Here is a 20,226-nt window from a genome sequence, read left to right on the forward strand (position 1 = left end):
GTTTACGTGCGGACGGCGATCCCGTCCAGCACCATCGACAGGTACTGCCGGGCGATCTCCTCCGGGCTGTGCTGTCCGCCGGGCCGGTACCAGGACGCGGCGACCCAGACCGTGTCGCGCACGAAGCGATAGGTCAGCCGGACGTCGAGGTCGGCGCGGAAGACCCGCTCGGCGACCCCGAGCTCCAGCGTGGACAGCCAGGCCTTCTCGAACTTGCGCTGGGACTCGGCGAGGAAGGTGAACCGGTCCTGCGCGACCAGCTGCTTGCTCTCCTTCTGGTAGATCGCGACGGCGGCGCGGTGCCGGTCGATCTCCCGGAACGACTCGGTGACCAGGGCCTCCAGCGTCTCGCGGGGCCCGAGTCCGGCGGCGAGGACGGTGTCGTAGCCGTCCCAGAGCTCGTCGAGGAAGGTGCGCAGGATCTCTTCGAGCATCGACTCCTTGGAGTCGAAGTGGTAGTAGAGGCTGCCCGCGAGCATGCCCGCGTGGTCCGCGATCTTGCGCACGGTGGTGGCGTTGTAGCCCTGCTCGGCGAAGACCTCGGCGGCGGTCTCGAGGAGTTCGCTGCGGCGCGCTTGAGCCGCGGCGGCCGCGGGCTTCTTCGTGGCGGTCACCTGGGGCTTCTTCTTGGTCGGCACGGGTCCATTGTGGTCCTAGGCGTGCTGGCTGCTGACGCTGACGACTTCGCCGGTCAGGTAAGAGGAATAGCCGGAGGCCAGGAAGACGATCGCATTGGCCACCTCCCACGGTTCCGCGTACCGTCCGAAGGCCTCGCGGGCGGTCAGCTCCTCCAGCAGTTCGGGGGTGGTCACCTTCACCAGGTGCGGGTGCATGGCGAGGCTCGGCGCCACCGCGTTGACCCGCACGCCGTACTCGGCCGCCTCGACGGCGGCACACCGGGTCAGCGCCATCACGCCCGCCTTCGCGGCCGCGTAGTGCGCCTGCCCGGCCTGGGCGCGCCAGCCGACGACGGAGGCGTTGTTGACGATCACGCCGCCGCCGGTCTCCTTCATCGAGCGCAGGGCCGCCCGGGTGCAGCGGAAGGTGCCGTTCAGTGTCACGTCCAGGACGCGGGACCACTGCTCGTCGGTCATGTCGACCAGGGCCGAAGTGCCGCCCAGTCCGGCGTTGTTGACGACGATGTCCAGCCGCCCGTGGTCCCGCACGGCGGTGTCGAACAGGGCCCGCACCTGGGACTCGTCGGTGACGTCACAGGGGACGGCGGTCACGGCTCCCGGGTGCTCGCGGCCCAGTTCGGCCTCGTACTCCTTCAGCCGTCGCGCGTGCGCGTCGCTGATCAGCACGCGCGCACCCTCCTCCAGGAAGCGGCGGGCGGTCGCCCCGCCGATCCCCGCTCCGGCCGCCGCGGTGATGACGGCGGCGCGCCCCTTCAGCAGTCCGTGCCCGGGCACGTACGCCGGGCTCTCGACGCCTGTCATGGACCCACGCTAACCTACCAAACACTTGTTAGGGAAGGTTCAGGGAAGGAGGACCACCGTGGACCTCACCCACGCTCCGGCCGACGAGGAGTTCCGCGCCGAGGCCCGCGCCTGGCTCGACGAGCATGTGCCCGGCAGGCCTCTGCCCTCCCTGGAGACCGAGGAGGGCTTCGCGGCGCACCGCGCCTGGGAGGCCGAACTGGCCGCGGACCGCTGGTCAGTGGTGGCCTGGCCCGAGGAGTACGGCGGCCGGGGCGCGGGGCTGATGCGGTGGCTGGTCTTCGAGGAGGAGTACTGGGCGGCGGGCGCGCCGGGCCGGGTGAGCCAGAACGGCATCAGCCTGCTCGCCCCGACCCTCTTCGACCACGGCACGGCGGAGCAACGCGCGCGCGTGCTGCCCCGGATGGCATCCGGTGAGGTGGTCTGGGCGCAGGCCTGGTCCGAGCCGGAGGCGGGCTCCGACCTGGCCTCCCTCACCTCCCGGGCCGTGCGCACGGACGGCGGCTGGCTGCTGAGCGGGCAGAAGACCTGGTCGTCGCGGGCCGCCTTCGCCGACCGCGCCTTCGGCCTGTTCCGCAGCGATCCGGACGCCCCGAAGCCGCACCAGGGCCTCACCTACCTCATGTTCGACCTGCGGGCCCCTGGCGTCACGGTCCGCCCGATCGGCCGCCTCGACGGGAAGCCCGCGTTCGCCGAGCTGTTCCTGGACGAAGTGTTCGTGCCGGACGAGGACGTGATCGGCGAGCCCGGCCGGGGCTGGCGGATCGCGATGTCGACGGCCGGCAACGAACGCGGCCTGACCCTGCGCTCCCCCGGTCGTTTCCTCGCCTCCGCGGACCGGCTCTTCGACCTGTGGCAGGCGCAGGGCAGTCCGGAGCGGGCGCGCACCCGGGTGGCCGATGCCGTGATCGGCGCCCGCGCCTACCAGCTGTTCACCTACGAGGCCGCCTCCCGCTTCCTGGACGGCGAGCCGCTCGGCCCGGAGTCCAGCCTGAACAAGGTGTTCTGGTCCGAGTACGACCTCGCGCTGCACGAGACGGCACTCGATCTCCTGGGCGAGGAGGGCGAGCTGGCGGACACCGCCTGGGCGGAGGGGTATGTCTTCTCCCTCGCCGGACCCATCTACGCGGGCACGAACGAGATCCAGCGCGACATCATCGCCGAGCGTCTGCTCGGTCTGCCGAAGGGACGTCGCTGATGCGTTTCCTGCCCGACGCCGAGCAGCGCGCCTTCGCCGGCTCCCTGCACGCGATGCTGGCCGCCGCGGACACCCCGTCGGTCGTACGGGACTGGAGCCGCGGCGACCATGCGAGCGGCCGTGCGCTGTGGTCCCGTATCGCGCAGGCGGGGGTGTTCGGGCTCGTGGTTCCGGAGGCGTACGAAGGAGTGGGGCCCCGGCCGGTGGAGCTCGCGGTCGCCTTCGTGGAGCTGGGGCGGCACGTCGTGCCCGGCCCGCTGGTCGAGACCGTCGCCGCGGCCGCGCTGCTCGCCGAGCCCGGCCCGGCCAAGCGGTTCCTGCCGCCGCTCGCGGCGGGTGAGACCATGGCGACGGTCGCGGCCGGCGGGTACGCGCTGGACGGGGACGCGGCGACCACCCGTCTCGCCCTCGCCCCCGACGGTCTGCGTCTGTCCCCGGGCGCCGGCCCGGTACGCCCGGGCCTGGACCCGGCGCGCCGCCTCACCCCGCTCTCCCCCGGCGGCGAACTCCTCACCCCAGACCCGCCCGTGGACCACGCCCTCACCTGGGCCCGCCTCGCCACCGCCGCCCAGGCCCTCGGCGTCGGTCTCGCGCTTCTCGACCGGACCGTCGGGTACGTCCGGCAGCGCACCCAGTTCGGTGTCCCCATCGGCTCGTTCCAGGCCGTGAAGCACCGGCTGGCCGACGCGAAGACCGCCCTCGAGTTCGCGCGCCCCCTGCTCTTCGGGGCCGCGCTGACGATGCACCCGGCGGACGTGGCCGCCGCCAAGCTGAAGGCGTGCGAGGCCGCCCACGCCACCGCCCGCACCGCGTTGCAGCTGCACGGCGCGATCGGGTACACGGCCGAGTACGACCTGTCCCTGTGGCTGACCAGGGCCCGTGCGCTGCGCACGGCCTGGGGCGGCCCGGACGAGTGCCGCGAGCGGGTCCTCAGTGGTGTTGGTCGCCGCTGGTGAGCTCCCGGTACTCCTCGCGGGTCGGCTTCGGGATGTGGGTCTCGGGCCCGAACAGCGCCCGGGCGAGCCGTGCGCGCACGCGCTGGGACACGGTGACCCGCCGCCGTACGCCGTTGGCGTCCTCACGGGTCCCGATCTCGTACGGCGGGTTCTGCTCGTGCTGGGTCAGGACGAACAGCCGGTCCTGCGAGAGGGGTTCATGGACCTCGACGTACTCGCCGTGCGGCAGCAGTTTGATGAGGCCCGTCTCCCTGCCGTGCAGCACCTTGTCCCGGTCCCCGCGCTGCAGCCCGAGACAGATCCGCTTGGCCACCGTGAAGGCGACGACCGGCACGACGAAGACGGAGATCCGCACGAACCAGGTGATCGAGTTGATCGACAGATGCAGATGCGTGGCGACGATGTCGTTGCCGCCACCGATCAGCAGCACCACATACAGGCTCAGCCAGGCCACGCCCAGCCCGGTGCGCACGGGCACGTTGCGCGGCCGGTCCAGGATGTGGTGCTCGCGCCGGTCGCCGGTGACCCACGCCTCGACGAAGGGATAGAGCCCCAGCGCGAGCAGGATCAGCGGGAACAGCGAGAACGGGATGAAGACGCCCAGCTCCAGCGTGTGGCCCCAGGCGTCGATCTCCCATCCCGGCATCACCCGGATCAGGCCCTCGGAGAAGCCGAGGTACCAGTCGGGCTGTGCGCCCGTGGTCACGAGGTCCGGCCGGTACGGCCCGAAGGCCCACACCGGGTTGATGCTGGCGATCCCGCCCATCAGCGCGAGCACGCCGAAGGTGAGGAAGAAGAAGCCGCCCGCCTTGGCCATGTAGACCGGCAGGAAGGGCATGCCGACCACGCTCTTCTGGTCCCGTCCGGGCCCGGGGTACTGGGTGTGCTTGTGGAAGAAGACCAGGATCAGATGGGCCACGACCAGGCCCAGCATGATCCCGGGCAGCAGCAGGACGTGGATCGGGAACAGCCGCGAGATGATGTCGTGGCCAGGGAACTCCCCTCCGAACAGGAACATGGAGAGGTACGTCCCCACGACCGGGACGGACAGGATCGCGCCGTCGGCGAAGCGGATGCCGGTCCCGGAGAGCAGGTCGTCGGGGAGCGAGTAGCCGGTCAGGCCGGTGATGATGCCGAGCATCAGCAGGGTCCAGCCGAACACCCAGTTGAGCTCGCGCGGCTTGCGGAAGGCGCCGGTGAAGAACACCCGCATCATGTGCACGAGCATCCCCGTGACGAAGACCAGCGCCGCCCAGTGGTGGATCTGCCGGATCAGCAGACCGCCGCGCACATCGAAGCTGATGTGCAGCGTCGACTCGTACGCCTTGGTCATGACGATGCCGTTGAGCGGGCCGTAGGAGCCGTGGTAGACGACCTCGGCGCCGCTCGGCTCGAAGAAGAGCGTGAGGTAGATGCCGGTGAGGATCAGGACGAGGAAGCTGTAGAGGCAGACCTCGCCGAGCATGAAGGACCAGTGGTCCGGGAACACCTTGCGCATATTGGCCTTGGCCAGGGCGTAGAGCCCGAGCCGTCCGTCGGCCCAGTCGGCGAGCCGCTCGCCCTTGGCGGGCTCGCCCCTACGGGCAAAAGCCCCTTCGCCGTTCCCCGATCGTGCGCCGTCCATACGTCGCCTCCCCGCCGGATCTCCCTCAGGGTGGCACGACGGTGCGGCTGAGCCAACGGGGCCGACACGATCTATGGTCGGCACGATCTACGCCCGCACGATCCCCCGCGCCCGCGCGGCCACCAGCCACTTGGGGAACTCGCCCACGAGACGGTCGTACAGCTCGGCGTCGGACACCTGCCGCGGATCGGAACCGGCGTGGAAGAAGCCCGCGTTGTCCACCACCCGCTTCTCCGGCACTGCCAGCTCGTCCAGCTTCCGCAGGAAGTCGAACTGCTTGCTGCCCGGGTCGCCGAAACCGACGAACTGCCAGAACAGCGGCAGGGGCGCCGCCTTGCACAGGAACCGTTCGGCGGCGAGCTTGTTGATCGGGCCGCCGTCGGTCTGGAAGATCACCAGGGCGGGGGCGGTGGACCCGCTGTCGAGGTAGTGGTCGATGACGGCGTCCATCGCCAGGTGGTAGCTGGTCTTGCCCATGTGCCCGAGCCCGGCCGCGATCCGGGCGATGCGGCCCTGGTGGTCGGCGAGGGCGATGTCGGTGACCGCGTCGATGTCCGTGGAGAAGAACACCACCGGCACCCGGCCGTCGTCGTCGAAGTGCGCGGACAGCCCGAGGACCCGGTCGGCGAGCGCCTGGACGCTGCCGTCCCGGTAGTACGGCTTCATCGAGCCCGAGTAGTCGACCACCAGGTACACGGCGGCCCGCTGTCCGTCCAGCCCGTGCCTGGTGAGGGACACCCCGGCCGTCTTGTACAGGCTGACCAGCGCGGGCGCGGTCTCCTGAACCTTGCTGAGACTGATCGCAACCATGGCCCCCACCCTCCCACACGCACCGGGGTTCGCTATTTTGTTCGCCGCCGTCCCCACCGGCTCACCCTGTCCCCAGACCCTCCCGAGGAGCCGGCCGTGGATGCCGAGTCCCCCGAGTCCACCGTCACCACGTGCTACCGCCATCCCAAGGTGGAGTCGTACGTCCGCTGCACCCGCTGCGACCGCTACATCTGCCCCGACTGCATGCGCGAGGCCGCCGTCGGCCACCAGTGCGTGGAGTGCGTGAAGGAGGGCGCGCGGTCGGTGCGGCAGGCGCGTACCGCGTTCGGCGGCCGGATCGCGGCGGTGCCGCTCGTGACCTACGTGCTCATCGGGCTCAATGTCCTCGCCTACCTTGCCGAGCTGGTGCGCCCGTCGGTCGTGAACCGGTTCGACATGCTGGGGACGGTGCCCGCCGGCTACCTTCCCGAGGGCGTCGCCCACGGGGAGTGGTACCGGCTGCTGACCGGGGCGTTTCTCCATCTGCCGCCCACCGAGGGCACGTTCGGCATCCTGCACATCGTGATGAACATGGTGTCGCTGTGGAACCTGGGCCGGGTGGTGGAGACTCTGCTGGGCCGCGTGCGGTTCACGGCGCTGTATCTGCTGTCGGCGCTCGGTGGTTCGGTCCTCGTGCTGCTGATCGCGCCCGAGACGCCCACGCTCGGCGCGTCAGGCGCGATCTTCGGGCTGGGTGCCGCCTACTACGTCATGGCCCGCCGCCTGGGCGCCGACATGAACGCGGTCAACCGCTTCATGACGGGTCTGCTGCTGTGGCTGGTGATCTCCGCGTGGGTCACCTCCTGGCAGGGGCACCTCGGCGGTCTGCTGGCGGGCGGTGTGGTGACGCTGGGGTACGCCTACGCGCCGCGGGACCGCCGGCGGGTCCTCGTCCAGGCGGGGGTGTGCGTGGCGCTGCTGGTCCTGCTGGTGGTACTGACGATCGGAAAGGTCACGGAGCTGACCGGCGGTGCCGTCTAGGGGTTTGTCGGCCGTACGCCGTGCGCCAGGGCCGCACGGCGGGCGCCATCGATTTCCGCACCGGCCCCCATGACCTGCTCGCCCTGGTCGAGCCCGGCCGTGCGCCTCGCCGAGCTCGGCGGTCTCGGCACGCTGGGCCAGTTCGTCCACTACGACGCGATGGTCTTCCACGGCCCCTGCACCGGTCCGGACGGCTTCTACGGCCTGCGCGAGCGTGCCCTGAAGGAGGCCGACACCCCGGCCGAGGGCGGCTGCGAGAAGGCGTACCTGGGCATCTTCCTGGATGTGCGCCGCAAGGCCATGAAGACTACGCCCGGAGGCCGGAGGTCAGCCGGCCCACTTCCGGCGCAGTACCTCCTCCGCGGGTTTGCCGTGGGGGGTGTACGCCAGGCGTACCGGCGTCTCTCCGCTGTTCGGCCAGTCGTCCCACATCCACCAGCAGACGCCGGCCCACCATGTGCGGCCCTCGAAGGAGTCGAGGAGCGCCCGGTAGGCGGCTGCCTGTTCGGCGTCCGCCGGGTGTGTGCTCACGGTCCAGGAGTACGGTGCGGTGGTGGAGCCCCGCTGGCTGACGTAGCCGGCCTCGGTGAACAGGATCCGGCGGTGCTGCCGTGCGGAGTACGCGGCGAGCTTCTCCCGGATCGGCGCCCAGGCGCGGCCCAGCAGGGCGGGATCGGTGGTGGGTTTCTCGACGAGGGGCCAGTAGGCGTCGATACCGATGAGGTCGAGGGCCTTCCAGAAGCGGATGTGCTGGTACTCGTCGTAGTTGGCGGCGTAGGTCAGCGGGCCGTCGTAGTGGTCGCGGACCGACTTGATCACCCGCGTCCAGGCGGCGGTGTCGCCGGACACCCCGGCGAGTTCGGTGCCGACCGCGAGCTGTTCGGCTCCGGTGTCGGCGGCGATGTCCGCGTAGTGGGTGATGAAGCGGCGGTAGGCGGCGAACCAGGCGGCCCGGTCGCGGGGGCGGATCCCGGCACGGTCCGCGTCGCCGGGCAGGTCCACGTGCGGCTTGATCATCACCTTGAGGCCGGCCGCGTGGGCGCGCTCGACGATCCTGCGCAGGCTCGCGTCGCTCGCCGTCTCCTCGGTGGTGTGCAGGGCGGAGTCGGTGACGCGCTTCTGGTACCAGGTCGGGGTGAAGGTGACCCAGCGTGCCCCGGTGGCCCTGATGCCGCGCAGATAGCGGGGCGCGGCCGGGCTGTCGTAGTCGGTGCGGTACCACGAGGGCAGCGTGATGCCGCGCATGGCCGAGGTCCCCGGTTCGGGACGGGGGGCGTGCGTGCTGCCGTGGGCGGGCCCCTTGCCGCCGCCGGTGGACACGCATCCGCCGACGGCGAGGAGGACCGCCGCCATGACGGCGACGGTCCTCCTCCTGGGGGCGGGCGCCGTCACAGCGCCGCCGGGCTGACGAAGGTGTAGCCGAGTGCCTTCATGCCGTCGATCGTGTCCTTCAACGGCTGCACCGGGTAGTACGGGTGGTAGAAGAAGCTCGCCACTCCGTCCCGTACGGCCAGGTTGGCCTTCGCCGACGCGATGAGGTCGGCGGGCAGCCGGGCCGGGTGGTTGTTGTACGCCTCCGGTTCGTAGTTGCCGATGTTCTCCGGCAGCACCTTGGTGCCGTACACGTCCTTCACCACGTAGGGGAAGAACTGGCCGATGAACCGGTTCGGATCGGACGAGGCCCCGCTCAGCGTCCCGGCGAAGTAGAGCGAACGCTCGAGCCGCGCCGAGAAGTTGGAGCTGAAGACCTTGTAGTCGGCCGCCGAGCCCGCGTAGTGCGGGGTGGTCCACAGCGCGGGCTTGGGCAGGCCCGCGAGGGTGAACTGGAGGAGCGCGCTGGTGACCCGGGCCTGCGCCCACAGGGCGGAGTCCTCGGCGACCGGGCCGTCGTAGACGACGTTGTCGGCGGCGTCGACGTGCGCCCGGTAGAACTCGAAGTCGTCACCGGTCACACCGTCGTAGGGGTTGGCGATGTTGCTGTACTGGTGCGTGTAGCCGTGGTCCATCAGGACCGCGCCCCGGGCCAGCATGTACTTCAGCGCGCTGACCACCTGCGGCCGCTGGGCGAGCGTGATGGTCTGCGGGGCCCCGTTGTTGTAGGTGCCCTTGGGGTCGGTGTAGACGGGGATCACGTTGATGCCGTACGGGATGTTCTGCGAGTACAGGTAGTCGGCCATCGCCCGCAGTTCGGCGGGGTCCGAGTCGGGACTGATGTCCTCCAGACGCACCATGGCCCGGTGCCGCTCGGCGGTGGCCGGGGCGAGGGCGTCGAAGAGCAGATCCTCGAAGGCGATGACGCGGTCGCTCTCGGAGACGTAGGCGAACGGGATCTCACCGATGTAGGTGAGGTTGGACGAGCGGACCGCCCAGCCGAAGGTGTGCCCGTTCGAGCTGTCCAGGCCCTCCGCGAGCCGGGTGACGGCCGGATACCCGGTGCCCGTCAGGACGTTGGGGCGCAGCACCCCGCCGTCCTGCCCGGCCGGAACGGTGCGGGTCAGCGTCTGGCCGCGGTACGTCACCTGTGTGACGTTGCCGATCGAACCACCGTCCTCGTAGTACGACGTCGTCGGGTCCCAGCCGTACTTCTGCGTGAACTGGGCTACGCCCACCGCGCCCGCCATGTTCCAGACGTTGGCGCCCATCCAGATCACCGGCTTCGTGCTCGACGCCGCGTCGGCGTAGAACGCGGCCGGGACGGCGTCCGGGACGCTGCCGCCGTAGTACGTCGAGCCGATGTAGATCACGGTCGAGTACGAGTCGATCATCCCGGCGGTGTACTGCTGGACCGGCTTGGGCGTCACCGTGCCGAAGTGGCCGGCGAGGTTGGCCGTGGCCATCGCGTACAGCTCGCCCAGCTGCCCGTAGGGGCCCGCCGTGTCGTAGAGGACGAGAGTGGTCGGGCCGGCGTCGGCGGCCGCGTCCGCCGGGGCGGCGGCCGGGGCGAGCAGGGCCGCCTGCCGGGTGACGGCGGTCGCGGTGCGGACCGGGAGGCCGGCCGTGGACGCGAGTGTGGTCGGGGTGGTCTTCGGGTGCGGCCGGGCGCGGCGGGCCCGGTCCGCGGTGAGCTGGGTTTTCGCCCAGCCCTTGAGATCGACCCGGCTCAGTCCGGACCTTGTGCCGACGGCCTCGCCCCTGTGGTGGTGCCCCCCGGCTGCCTGTGCGTTCGTGGCCATGAATGTGCCGCTCAGCAGAGCGGCGACGAGTAGTAGAACGACGGAAATTCGGCTGCGTGCCCGCTTCCAGGGCGGGATCACTGGTCTCACGATCTTCCCCCCACTTTGCCAAATGATTGACAAAGCATTTGGCGACAGGAAGGCACCGATTCTTATGGCGATTGCGGGGCCTGTCAAACGGACTCGGCGGCCCTCGAAACGTCTGCTAAGTTCACCTCCGCGCGTTGGGGACGCGCACCGAATATGGGGGGAAAATGTACGGACGACCCGCCTTGGGGGCACTATTGCCCCTGGCAGGAGCGATGGCCGCACCGGAAGCGATACCCGGCCTTCCTTTGGCCAAAGCACTACAGGCGATAGCGGGAGCCGGATTCCTGTTCTATTGCCTGGCGGCGTGCCTGATACTGCTGGCCCGGCTACGTCTGCGACGCCGGGGACTCAGGATGCGGGCCCATGCCGGGGGCAGCGGTGATCATTGAGTTGCTCCTGTGGTCAAGCATCACTCTGATCGTGATGGCCGGCTGTTACAACACTGGTCTTTTTCTTCTCTCGCGACGCAGAATTCGCCGTTCCCGAGCAGACCGGAGAGAGCGGTTCTACGTATTTCTGCTGGCATGTTTGAACGAGGAGAAAGTTCTTTCGGAAAGCCTGGCGCGCATCACTTCGCTGCCCGCCGGGAATTTCATGGCCCTGGTCATAGACGACGGCTCCGACGACCGCACCAGTGAAATCGCACTGGCCGCGGACCCGTGCCTGGTACGGCTGCACCGGCGCACTCCGCCGAACGCACGCCGGGGCAAAGGCGCCGCACTCAACGACGGGGTGCGGCACCTCAGGGAGTCCGGCCTGCTCGCCGGTCGCGACCCGGCGGACGTCGTGCTGTGCGTGGTCGACGCGGACGGGCGGCTCGACCCGCACGTCGTGCAGTCCGTCGACCCGTACTTCGACGATCCCGGTACGGGCGCGGTTCAGGTCTGCGTCCGTATGTACAACCGGCACCTGGGGCTGCTCGCCCGCATGCAGGACATGGAGTTCGTCGTCTACGGCGACGTGTTCCAGAGCGCACGGCGCTTCATAGGCAGCGTGGGCATGGGCGGCAACGGGCAGTTCATGCGGCTGTCGGCGCTCAACACGCTGAACGCCATGGAGGGTACCGGCCCGTGGAGCGACAGCCTCACCGAGGACCTCGACCTCGGGGTGCGGCTGATCGCCAAGGGCTGGACCAATATGCACTGCACCACCGCCGCGGTCTCCCAGCAGGCCGTACTCAGTCTGCGGCGCCTGGTCCGGCAGCGATCCCGCTGGTTCCAGGGCCATCTGCAGTCCGCCGGTCTCGTCCCGCTCATCCTCAGGGACGTGCCGACCCGGCCGGCCCTGGACATGCTCTACCACCTGTCGAGCCCGGTCCTGATCCTGCTGACCTCGCTGCTGCCCATCTCCTTCCTGGTCGCCCTGGGTGCCACCGTGATGGCCTCCGTCCAGGTGGGCCACGCGCTCGTGTCGCCCATGTGGCTGCTCGGGCCGTACGTCCTCTCGTTCACCGCCGCCTACACCTACGGCTACGTGTACTTCAAGCGTGAGCGGGAGCTGGGACTGGTGCGCTGTGTGGTCCTCGCCCATGTCTTCGTCTTCTACGGCTACATCTGGTTCTTCGCCGGCTGGTGGGGGTTCTGGCGGATGCTCACCGGCAAGCAGACCTGGCTGAAGACCGCGCGCACCTGAGAATCCCGCGCATCCGGCGGGTCCGGCCATGACCGGACTCCGCCCGTCTCCTCACTCCTTCTCTCATCTTCCGTGCCTTCGCACGTTCTTCTCGCATGCCCTAGGGGGGCCTTCCATGTCCACACCTCCGTCAAGCCTGCCCGTACGCGCCATGCTCGTACTGGGCACCCGGCCGGAAGCGATCAAACTGGCGCCGGTGGCGCGGGCCATGGCCGACAGTGAGCTGTTCGAGCCGATCGTCGTCACCACCGGCCAGCACCGCGAGATGCTCCAGCAGATGCTCGGCCTGCTCTGCGTGGACGTCCGGATCGAGCTCGACGTGATGCGCAGCCGTCAGCAGCTGTCCGAGCTCACCGCCCGCCTGGTCGGCGAACTCGGCGAGGTCATGCGGGAGCAGCGGCCGGACCTGGTCGTGGTGCAGGGGGACACCACGACCGCGCTGGTCGGCGCCCTGGCCGCGTTCTACGAGAAGATCCCGGTCGCCCATGTCGAGGCGGGACTGCGCACCGGGGTCATCGACAACCCCTTCCCTGAGGAGCTCAACCGCAGCCTCATCGGACGCATCGCCCGCTGGCACTTCGCCCCGACACCGCGCGCGGCACGGCAGCTGACCGAGGAGGGCGTCCCCGCGGAGCAGGTGTTCACCACCGGCAACACGGTGATCGACAACCTGCTGTGGGTACTGGCCGAGGGCACCGGCACCTCCGCGTTCCGCACGGACGCGCGAAAGGTCCTGGTGACCCTGCACCGCCGGGAGAACCAGGGCGAGCGGATGCGCGGGATGGGCCGTGCGCTCACCCGGCTCGCCAAACGCGGGGACGTGGAGATCGTGCTGCCGCTGCACAAGAGCCCCGCCGTACGGGACGCGCTGCTGCCCGAACTCGACGGCCACACCGGCATCTCGCTCGTCGAACCGCTCGACTACCTGGACTTCGCGGCCACGCTCGCCGAGTGCGACCTGGTGCTCACCGACTCCGGCGGCATCCAGGAGGAGGCCCCGAGCCTGAGCAAACCCGCGCTGGTGCTGCGTACGACCACGGAACGCCCGGAGGCGGTCGAGGCCGGTGCGGCGAAGCTGATCGGCACGGACCCGGACGCCATCGTGGCCTGGGCCGAGAAGCTGCTGGACGATCGGGTGGAGTACCGGCGGATGGCGAGCGCCGGCAACCCGTTCGGCGACGGACTGGCCGCCTCCCGCGTCCTGGCCCAACTGGCGGAGGACTTCGCCGCCGATGTGCCCGTCGGCCTCACCGCGTCCGGGCCATACTCGACGGCATGACCCAGTCGCCCCTGCGCACCGTCCGCCGGATCCCGCCGATCCCGCCGGGGCGCAGGGGCCGGCTCCTCACCACCCTGGCACTGACGCTCGCGCTGGCCGCGCTGCTGTCGGTCACCGTGAGCCGGTGCCGGGGGGAGGACACGCCGCCGCCCAAGCCCTGGATCGACGGCACCGTCCACGGCCGCTGGCTCTCGGTGTTCAACGGCCATGGCACCAACGTGGGCGACGACGACTCGCTGTCGCTCTCCCCCGAGGTCGCGGAGGACCCGGGTACGACGCACGCGGGCCTGGTGGTGAGCACCGCCTCGTACACGAATGTGCGGTACGAGGCGCGGATGCGGACGGTGAAGCAGCTGCGCGATCCCGACCCGAACCCATGGGAAGTGCCGTGGCTGGTCTGGGCGTACGCCGATCCGGAGCACTTCTACTACATCACCCTCAAGCCCAACGGCTGGGAGCTGGGCAAGCGGGATCCCGCCTATCCGGGGGGCCAGCGCTTCCTGGCGACGGGGCGTACGAAGTACCCCGTGGGCGACTGGTACACGGTGCGGGTGGAGCAGAACGGCGCGGATCTCACCGTCGAGGCGGGCGGGAAGCACCTGGTGACCTTCATCGACCACGAACGCCCGTACAACGAGGGGAGGGTGGGGGCCTACACCGAGGACGCGACGGTGAAGTTCGAGGGGCTGACGGCGGGTTCGCGCTGAAAAGGCGGCGGCGCCTGCCCAGTCCGGTCGGGGACTGCGGGCAGGCGCCGTCAGTGTTCCGTACGCCTTTGTACGGGACGTTTGTGAGGTGCCGTCAGACCATCAGCGAGCGGTCCGTCGGGCGGATCGGCGCCGGCAGGTCGCTGGCACCGGCCAGGAAGCGGTCGACGCCGCGGGCGGCCGAACGCCCCTCCGCGATCGCCCAGACGATGAGGGACTGGCCGCGGCCGGCGTCACCGGCGACGAACACACCCGGCACATTGGTGTGGAAGTCGGCGTCACGGGCGATGTTGCCGCGCTCGTCCAGGTTCAGGCCGAACTGCTCGACCAGGCCGTTCTCCCGGTCGGTGCCGGTGAAGCCCATGGCGAGGGTGACCAGCTGGGCCGGGATCTTGCGCTCCGTGCCCGGCTTCTGGGTCAGCCTGCCCTCGACGAACTCGACCTCGGTCAGGTGCAGCCACTGGACGTTGCCGTCCTCGTCGCCCTCGAAGTGGGTGGTCGAGACGGAGTAGACCCGCTCGCCGCCCTCCTCGTGGGCGCTGGTCACCTTGTAGAGCATCGGGAAGGTCGGCCAGGGCTGGGCGACCGGGTTCCGCTCGTCGCCCGGGCGGGGCATGATCTCCAGCTGTGTGACGGAGGCCGCGCCCTGGCGGTGGGCGGTGCCCACGCAGTCGGCGCCGGTGTCACCGCCGCCGATGACCACCACGTGCTTGCCCTCTGCCGAGACCGGAGTGGTGACGTAGTCGCCCTCCTGGACCTTGTTGGCCAGCGGCAGGTACTCCATGGCCTGGTAGACGCCCTTGAGCTCGCGGCCGGGGACCGGAAGGTCACGGGCGGTCGTGGCGCCGGCGGCGATGACGACCGCGTCGTACCGCTTCTTCAGGTCGGTCGCCTTGAGGTCGCGGCCGATCTCGATACCGGTGCGGAAGCGGGTGCCCTCCGCGCGCATCTGCTCGATACGGCGGTTGATGTGGCGCTTCTCCATCTTGAACTCGGGGATGCCGTAGCGGAGGAGGCCTCCGATGCGGTCCGCGCGCTCGTAGACGGCGACGGTGTGGCCCGCCCGGGTGAGCTGCTGGGCGGCGGCCAGGCCCGCCGGGCCCGAGCCGATGACCGCGACGGTCTTGCCGGACAGGCGCTCGGGGGCCTGCGGGGCGACGTCACCGGTCTCCCACGCCTTGTCGATGATCGAGACCTCGACGTTCTTGATGGTGACCGGCAGCTGGTTGATGCCCAGCACGCACGCCGACTCGCAGGGAGCGGGGCACAGCCGGCCCGTGAACTCCGGGAAGTTGTTCGTCGCGTGCAGCCGCTCGGAGGCGGCGGCCCAGTCCTCGCGGAAGGCGTAGTCGTTCCACTCGGGGATCAGGTTCCCCAGCGGACAGCCGTTGTGGCAGAACGGGATGCCGCAGTCCATGCACCGGCTGGCCTGCTTGCTGATGATCGGCAGCAGGGAGCCCGGAACGTAGACCTCGTTCCAGTCCCTGACGCGCTCGCTGACGGGACGGGTCTTGGCGACCTCACGGCCGTGGTTCAGGAAGCCCTTCGGGTCAGCCATTGATCGCCGCCTCCATCATCTTCTCGTGGGTCTCGGTCTCGGAGAGACCGGCTCGCTCGGCGGCGTCCTTGGCGGCGAGCACTGCCTTGTAGGTGCTGGGGATGATCTTGCTGAAGCGCTCCACGGCGGAGTCCCACTCGGCGAGCAGCTTCTCGGCGACCGTGGAACCGGTCTCCTCGTGGTGGCGGCGCACCACGTCGTGCAGCCACTGCTTGTCCGCGTCGTCCAGTGCCTCGACCGCGCCGAGGTTGCCGACGTTGACGTTGTCGCGGTTGAGGTCGATCACGTACGCGACGCCACCGGACATGCCGGCCGCGAAGTTGCGGCCCGTCTCGCCGAGGACCACCGCGTGACCGCCGGTCATGTACTCGCAGCCGTGGTCGCCCACGCCCTCGGAGACCACCAGGGCACCGGAGTTGCGGACGCAGAACCGCTCGCCCGTACGACCGCGCAGGAACAGCTCACCGCCGGTCGCGCCGTACGCGATGGTGTTGCCCGCGATCGTCGAGTACTCGGCGAGGTGGTCGGCCGCCCGGTCCGGGCGGACGATCACACGGCCGCCGGAGAGGCCCTTGCCGACGTAGTCGTTGGCGTCACCCTCCAGGCGCAGCGTGATGCCGCGCGGCAGGAAGGCGCCGAAGGACTGGCCCGCCGAACCCGTGAAGGTGATGTCGACGGTGTCCTCGGGCAGACCCGCGCCACCGAACTTCTTCGTCACCTCGTGGCCGAGCATGGTGCCGACCGTGCGGTTGATGTTGCGGATCTGGACCTGGGCGCGCACCGGCTGGGCGTCGGTGGCGCTGGACGCGGCCAGGGCGTCGGCGGCGAGCTTGATCAGCTCGTTGTCCAGGGCCTTCTCCAGGCCGTGGTCCTGCTCGACGATCTGGTGACGCACCGCGCCCTCGGGCAGCTCGGGCACGTGGAACAGCGGCTCCAGGTCCAGGCCCTGTGCCTTCCAGTGGTCGACGGCACGGGTGACGTCGAGCGCCTCGGCGTGGCCGACGGCCTCCTCGATGGAGCGGAAGCCCAGCTCGGCGAGGATCTCGCGGACCTCCTCGGCGATGAACTGGAAGAAGTTCACCACGTACTCGGCCTTGCCGGTGAAGCGCTCGCGCAGCACCGGGTTCTGGGTGGCGACGCCGACCGGGCAGGTGTCCAGGTGGCAGACGCGCATCATGATGCAGCCGGAGACGACGAGCGGAGCGGTCGCGAAACCGAACTCCTCGGCGCCGAGCAGCGCGGCGATGACGACGTCACGGCCGGTCTTCAGCTGGCCGTCGGTCTGCACGACGATGCGGTCGCGCAGGCCGTTGAGCAGCAGGGTCTGCTGGGTCTCGGCGAGGCCGAGCTCCCAGGGACCGCCGGCGTGCTTGAGCGACGTCAGCGGGGACGCGCCGGTGCCGCCGTCGTGGCCGGAGATCAGGACCACGTCCGCGTGCGCCTTGGACACACCCGCGGCGACCGTGCCGACGCCGACCTCGGAGACCAGCTTCACGTGAATCCGCGCCTGCGGGTTCGCGTTCTTCAGGTCGTGGATCAGCTGGGCCAGGTCCTCGATCGAGTAGATGTCGTGGTGCGGCGGCGGGGAGATCAGACCGACACCCGGGGTCGAGTGACGGGTCTTGGCCACCCACGGGTAGACCTTGTGGCCGGGCAGCTGGCCGCCCTCGCCGGGCTTGGCGCCCTGGGCCATCTTGATCTGGATGTCGTCCGCGTTGACCAGGTACTCGGAGGTGACACCGAAGCGGCCGGAGGCGACCTGCTTGATGCTGGACCGGCGCGCCGGGTCGTACAGACGGTCCGGGTCCTCGCCGCCCTCACCGGTGTTGGACTTGCCGCCCAGCTGGTTCATGGCGATGGCGAGGGTCTCGTGCGCCTCCTTGGAGATGGAGCCGTACGACATGGCGCCCGTGGAGAAGCGCTTGACGATCTCGCCGGCCGGCTCCACCTCGTCGATGGAGATCGGCTGCCGGTCCGACTTGAAGCCGAACAGGCCGCGCAGCGTCATCAGACGCTCGGACTGCTCGTTCACCCGGTCCGTGTACTTCTTGAAGATGTCGTAGCGGGCGGTGCGCGTCGAGTGCTGGAGGCGGAAGACCGTCTCCGGGTCGAACAGGTGCGGCTCGCCCTCGCGGCGCCACTGGTACTCGCCGCCGATCTCCAGCGCGCGGTGGGCCGGGGCGATGCCCGAGGCCGGGTACGCCTTGGCGTGGCGGGCGGCGACCTCCTTGGCGATGACGTCGATGCCGACGCCGCCGATCTTGGTGGCCGTGCCGTTGAAGTACTTCTCGACGAAGGTCTCGTCGAGGCCGACGGCCTCGAAGACCTGGGCGCCGCGGTAGGAGGCGACGGTCGAGATGCCCATCTTGGACATGACCTTCAGGACGCCCTTGCCGAGGGCGTAGATCAGGTTGCGGATCGCCGCCTCGGCCTCGATGCCCGACAGGAAGGTGCCCGCGCGGACCAGGTCCTCGACGGACTCCATGGCCAGGTACGGGTTGACGGCCGCGGCACCGTAGCCGATGAGCAGGGCGACGTGGTGGACCTCGCGGACGTCACCGGCCTCGACCAGCAGGCCCACGTGGGTGCGCTGCTTGGTGCGGATGAGGTGGTGGTGGACGGCCGCGGTGAGCAGCAGCGAGGGGATCGGCGCGTGCTCGGCGTCCGAGTGACGGTCCGACAGGACGATCAGACGGGCGCCGTTCTCGATGGCGGCGTCGGCCTCGGCGCAGATCTCCTCGATGCGCGCGGCGAGGGCCTCACCGCCGCCGCCGACCCGGTACAGACCGGAGAGGGTCGCGGCCTTGAAGCCGGGCATGTCGCCGTCGGCGTTGATGTGGATGAGCTTGGCCAGCTCGTCGTTGTCGATGACCGGGAAGGGCAGCGTGACGCTGCGACAGGAAGCCGCCGTCGGCTCCAGGATGTTGCCCTCCGGGCCCAGCGACGAGCGCAGCGAGGTGACCAGCTCCTCGCGGATGGCGTCCAGCGGCGGGTTGGTGACCTGGGCGAACAGCTGGGTGAAGTAGTCGAAGAGCAGCCGCGGGCGCTCGGAGAGGGCCGCGATCGGGGAGTCCGTGCCCATCGAACCGATCGGCTCGGCACCGGCCTTGGCCATCGGGGCCAGGATGACGCGCAGTTCCTCCTCGGTGTAACCGAAGGTCTGCTGGCGGCGGGTGACCGAGGCGTGGGTGTGGACGATGTGCTCGCGCTCGGGCAGGTCGCCGAGCTCGATCTCACCGGCCTCCAGCCACTCGGCGTAGGGCTGCTCGGCGGCGAGGGTCGCCTTGATCTCGTCGTCCTCGATGATGCGGTGCTCGGCGGTGTCGACGAGGAACATCTTGCCGGGCTGCAGACGGCCCTTGCGGACGACCCTGGCGGGGTCGATGTCGAGGACGCCGACCTCGGAGCCGAGGACGACGAGGCCCTCGTCGGTGACCCAGTAGCGGCCGGGGCGCAGGCCGTTGCGGTCGAGCACGGCGCCGACCTGGGTGCCGTCGGTGAAGGTGACACAGGCCGGGCCGTCCCAGGGCTCCATCATCGTGGAGTGGTACTGGTAGAAGGCGCGCCGGGCCGGGTCCATGGAGTCGTGGTTCTCCCACGCCTCCGGGATCATCATCAGCACGGAGTGGGGCAGCGAACGGCCGCCCAGGTGCAGGAGTTCGAGGACCTCGTCGAAGGACGCCGAGTCGGAGGCGTCCGGCGTGCACACCGGGAAGATCCGCTCCAGGCCCTTGCTGTCGGACCCGAACAGGTCCGAGACCAGCTGGGACTCGCGGGCGCGCATCCAGTTGCGGTTGCCCTTGACGGTGTTGATCTCGCCGTTGTGCGCGACGAAGCGGTACGGGTGCGCCAGCGGCCACGACGGGAAGGTGTTCGTGGAGAAGCGCGAGTGGACGAGCGCGACGGCCGACGTGAAGCGGCGGTCGGACAGGTCCGGGAAGAAGGGCTCCAGCTGACCGGTGGTCAGCATGCCCTTGTAGACGATCGTCCGCGCGGACAGCGACGGGAAGTAGACACCGACCTCGCGCTCGGCGCGCTTGCGCAGCACGAAGGCCTTGCGGTCCAGCGCGATGCCCTCGCTGGCGCCGTCGGTGACGAAGATCTGCCGGAAGGCCGGCATGGTCGAGCGGGCGGTGGCGCCCAGCAGCTCGGGGGCGACCGGGACCTCACGCCAGCCGAGGACCGTCAGGCCCTCCTCATCGGCGATCGTCTCAATGCGTGAGACGGCGTCCTGGGTTCCCTCCTCCGGCAGGAAGGCGACACCGACGGCGTAGGAGCCCGCCGCGGGGAGTTCGAATCCGGCCACCTCGCGGAAGAAGGCGTCCGGCACCTGCGAGAGGATGCCCGCGCCGTCGCCGGAGTCGGGCTCGGAGCCGGTGGCGCCGCGGTGCTCCAGGTTGCGCAGAACCGTGAGTGCCTGCTCGACCAGCGCGTGGCTCGCCTCGCCCGTGAGGGTGGCCACGAAGCCGACGCCACAGGCGTCGCGCTCGTTGCGGGGGTCGTACATACCCTGCGCAGCAGGGCGAGCATCCATGAACGACCAGTTCTGGCCATTCGCGGAATGCTGGGACGGCTGGCGCGGCGTACGCATCGGCTCTCCCGTCGTCGTCATGTGGCATGTGCTGGTGCCGAGGGACGACGTTGGCCCTCTGCGAAGTGCGAAATTTCGTGCAGGTTACATGATGGAGTGGTGCTCGGGAACCGGATACTCCGTTCCACCATGCGGACGCCGGGGGTTACGGCGGAGGTGCCGCGCACGGGCGGCAAAAGTGTGTGGGG

14 protein-coding genes and 1 pseudogene are annotated in these 20,226 nt (G+C 70.0%); 7 read left to right on the forward strand and 8 right to left on the reverse strand.

From position 1 onward, the window contains the following. Window positions 1-2 precede the first annotated feature (2 nt). Together Q8A52_RS18815 and Q8A52_RS18820 are read right to left on the reverse strand one after the other, a co-directional pair. A complete protein-coding gene (locus Q8A52_RS18815) occupies window positions 3-638 on the reverse strand; it encodes a TetR/AcrR family transcriptional regulator (protein WP_316753633.1) in 636 nt (211 codons plus the stop codon). Between the two features lie 15 nt (window positions 639-653). Further along, the gene (locus Q8A52_RS18820; RefSeq protein ID WP_316753635.1) at window positions 654-1,439 is read right to left on the reverse strand and encodes an SDR family oxidoreductase; all 786 of its coding nucleotides are present in this window, start codon (window positions 1,437-1,439) and stop codon (window positions 654-656) included. 58 nt (window positions 1,440-1,497) lie between these two features. Here Q8A52_RS18820 and Q8A52_RS18825 point away from each other — a divergent pair, with 58 nt between their 5' ends. Together Q8A52_RS18825 and Q8A52_RS18830 are read left to right on the forward strand one after the other, a co-directional pair. Next, window positions 1,498-2,637 carry an acyl-CoA dehydrogenase family protein gene (locus Q8A52_RS18825; RefSeq protein ID WP_316753637.1) on the forward strand — a complete coding sequence of 380 codons (1,140 nt, stop codon included), beginning with the start codon at window positions 1,498-1,500 and terminating at the stop codon, window positions 2,635-2,637. After that, window positions 2,637-3,593, forward strand: coding sequence for an acyl-CoA dehydrogenase family protein (locus tag Q8A52_RS18830; protein WP_316753638.1), 957 nt, complete (start codon window positions 2,637-2,639; stop codon window positions 3,591-3,593). Before Q8A52_RS18825 ends, Q8A52_RS18830 begins: the two co-directional genes overlap by 1 nt. Here the strand turns inward: Q8A52_RS18830 and qcrB are convergent. Together qcrB and Q8A52_RS18840 are read right to left on the reverse strand one after the other, a co-directional pair. Continuing rightward, the gene (gene qcrB / locus Q8A52_RS18835; RefSeq protein ID WP_316753640.1) at window positions 3,568-5,217 is read right to left on the reverse strand and encodes a cytochrome bc1 complex cytochrome b subunit; all 1,650 of its coding nucleotides are present in this window, start codon (window positions 5,215-5,217) and stop codon (window positions 3,568-3,570) included. The two genes, Q8A52_RS18830 and qcrB, sit on opposite strands and share 26 nt — an antisense overlap. Before the next feature lie 87 nt (window positions 5,218-5,304). Beyond that, window positions 5,305-6,027: a vWA domain-containing protein gene (locus tag Q8A52_RS18840; RefSeq protein WP_316753641.1), complete on the reverse strand. Its 723-nt coding sequence runs from the start codon at window positions 6,025-6,027 to the stop codon at window positions 5,305-5,307. A 96-nt stretch (window positions 6,028-6,123) separates the two neighbouring features. Between Q8A52_RS18840 and Q8A52_RS18845 the strand changes: the two genes are divergently transcribed. Together Q8A52_RS18845 and Q8A52_RS18850 are read left to right on the forward strand one after the other, a co-directional pair. Continuing rightward, entirely contained in the window at window positions 6,124-7,008 is an 885-nt protein-coding gene (locus tag Q8A52_RS18845) for a rhomboid family intramembrane serine protease (protein WP_316753644.1), read from the forward strand. Between the two features lie 93 nt (window positions 7,009-7,101). After that, window positions 7,102-7,329 (forward strand): annotated as a pseudogene (locus Q8A52_RS18850) (chitosanase); the annotation flags it as partial. A 6-nt stretch (window positions 7,330-7,335) separates the two neighbouring features. Here Q8A52_RS18850 and Q8A52_RS18855 read toward each other — a convergent pair. Together Q8A52_RS18855 and Q8A52_RS18860 are read right to left on the reverse strand one after the other, a co-directional pair. Beyond that, window positions 7,336-8,361: a glycoside hydrolase family 113 gene (locus Q8A52_RS18855; RefSeq protein WP_316753646.1), complete on the reverse strand. Its 1,026-nt coding sequence runs from the start codon at window positions 8,359-8,361 to the stop codon at window positions 7,336-7,338. A 35-nt stretch (window positions 8,362-8,396) separates the two neighbouring features. Further along, window positions 8,397-10,181 carry a polysaccharide deacetylase family protein gene (locus Q8A52_RS18860; protein ID WP_316753648.1) on the reverse strand — a complete coding sequence of 595 codons (1,785 nt, stop codon included), beginning with the start codon at window positions 10,179-10,181 and terminating at the stop codon, window positions 8,397-8,399. A gap of 513 nt (window positions 10,182-10,694) precedes the next feature. Between Q8A52_RS18860 and Q8A52_RS18865 the strand changes: the two genes are divergently transcribed. The 3 genes from Q8A52_RS18865 to Q8A52_RS18875 all read left to right on the forward strand — a co-directional run bounded on the left by Q8A52_RS18865 (window position 10,695) and on the right by Q8A52_RS18875 (window position 13,889). Next, window positions 10,695-11,903 (forward strand): glycosyltransferase, encoded by a 1,209-nt coding sequence (locus Q8A52_RS18865; RefSeq protein ID WP_316753649.1) that lies wholly within the window; start codon window positions 10,695-10,697, stop codon window positions 11,901-11,903. 115 nt (window positions 11,904-12,018) lie between these two features. Then, window positions 12,019-13,182 carry a non-hydrolyzing UDP-N-acetylglucosamine 2-epimerase gene (wecB, locus tag Q8A52_RS18870; RefSeq protein WP_316753651.1) on the forward strand — a complete coding sequence of 388 codons (1,164 nt, stop codon included), beginning with the start codon at window positions 12,019-12,021 and terminating at the stop codon, window positions 13,180-13,182. Continuing rightward, window positions 13,179-13,889: a LamG domain-containing protein gene (locus tag Q8A52_RS18875; RefSeq protein WP_316753652.1), complete on the forward strand. Its 711-nt coding sequence runs from the start codon at window positions 13,179-13,181 to the stop codon at window positions 13,887-13,889. The genes wecB and Q8A52_RS18875 overlap by 4 nt, the downstream gene beginning before the upstream one ends. 94 nt (window positions 13,890-13,983) lie before the next feature. Here Q8A52_RS18875 and Q8A52_RS18880 read toward each other — a convergent pair whose 3' ends face one another. Next, window positions 13,984-15,447, reverse strand: coding sequence for a glutamate synthase subunit beta (locus tag Q8A52_RS18880; protein ID WP_316753654.1), 1,464 nt, complete (start codon window positions 15,445-15,447; stop codon window positions 13,984-13,986). Beyond that, a complete protein-coding gene (gltB, locus tag Q8A52_RS18885) occupies window positions 15,440-19,981 on the reverse strand; it encodes a glutamate synthase large subunit (protein ID WP_456300742.1) in 4,542 nt (1,513 codons plus the stop codon). Before gltB ends, Q8A52_RS18880 begins: the two co-directional genes overlap by 8 nt. Between the last annotated feature and the right edge of the window lie 245 nt (window positions 19,982-20,226).

This window comes from Streptomyces herbicida (assembly GCF_032656585.1).
Lineage (GTDB): Bacteria > Actinomycetota > Actinomycetes > Streptomycetales > Streptomycetaceae > Streptomyces > Streptomyces herbicida.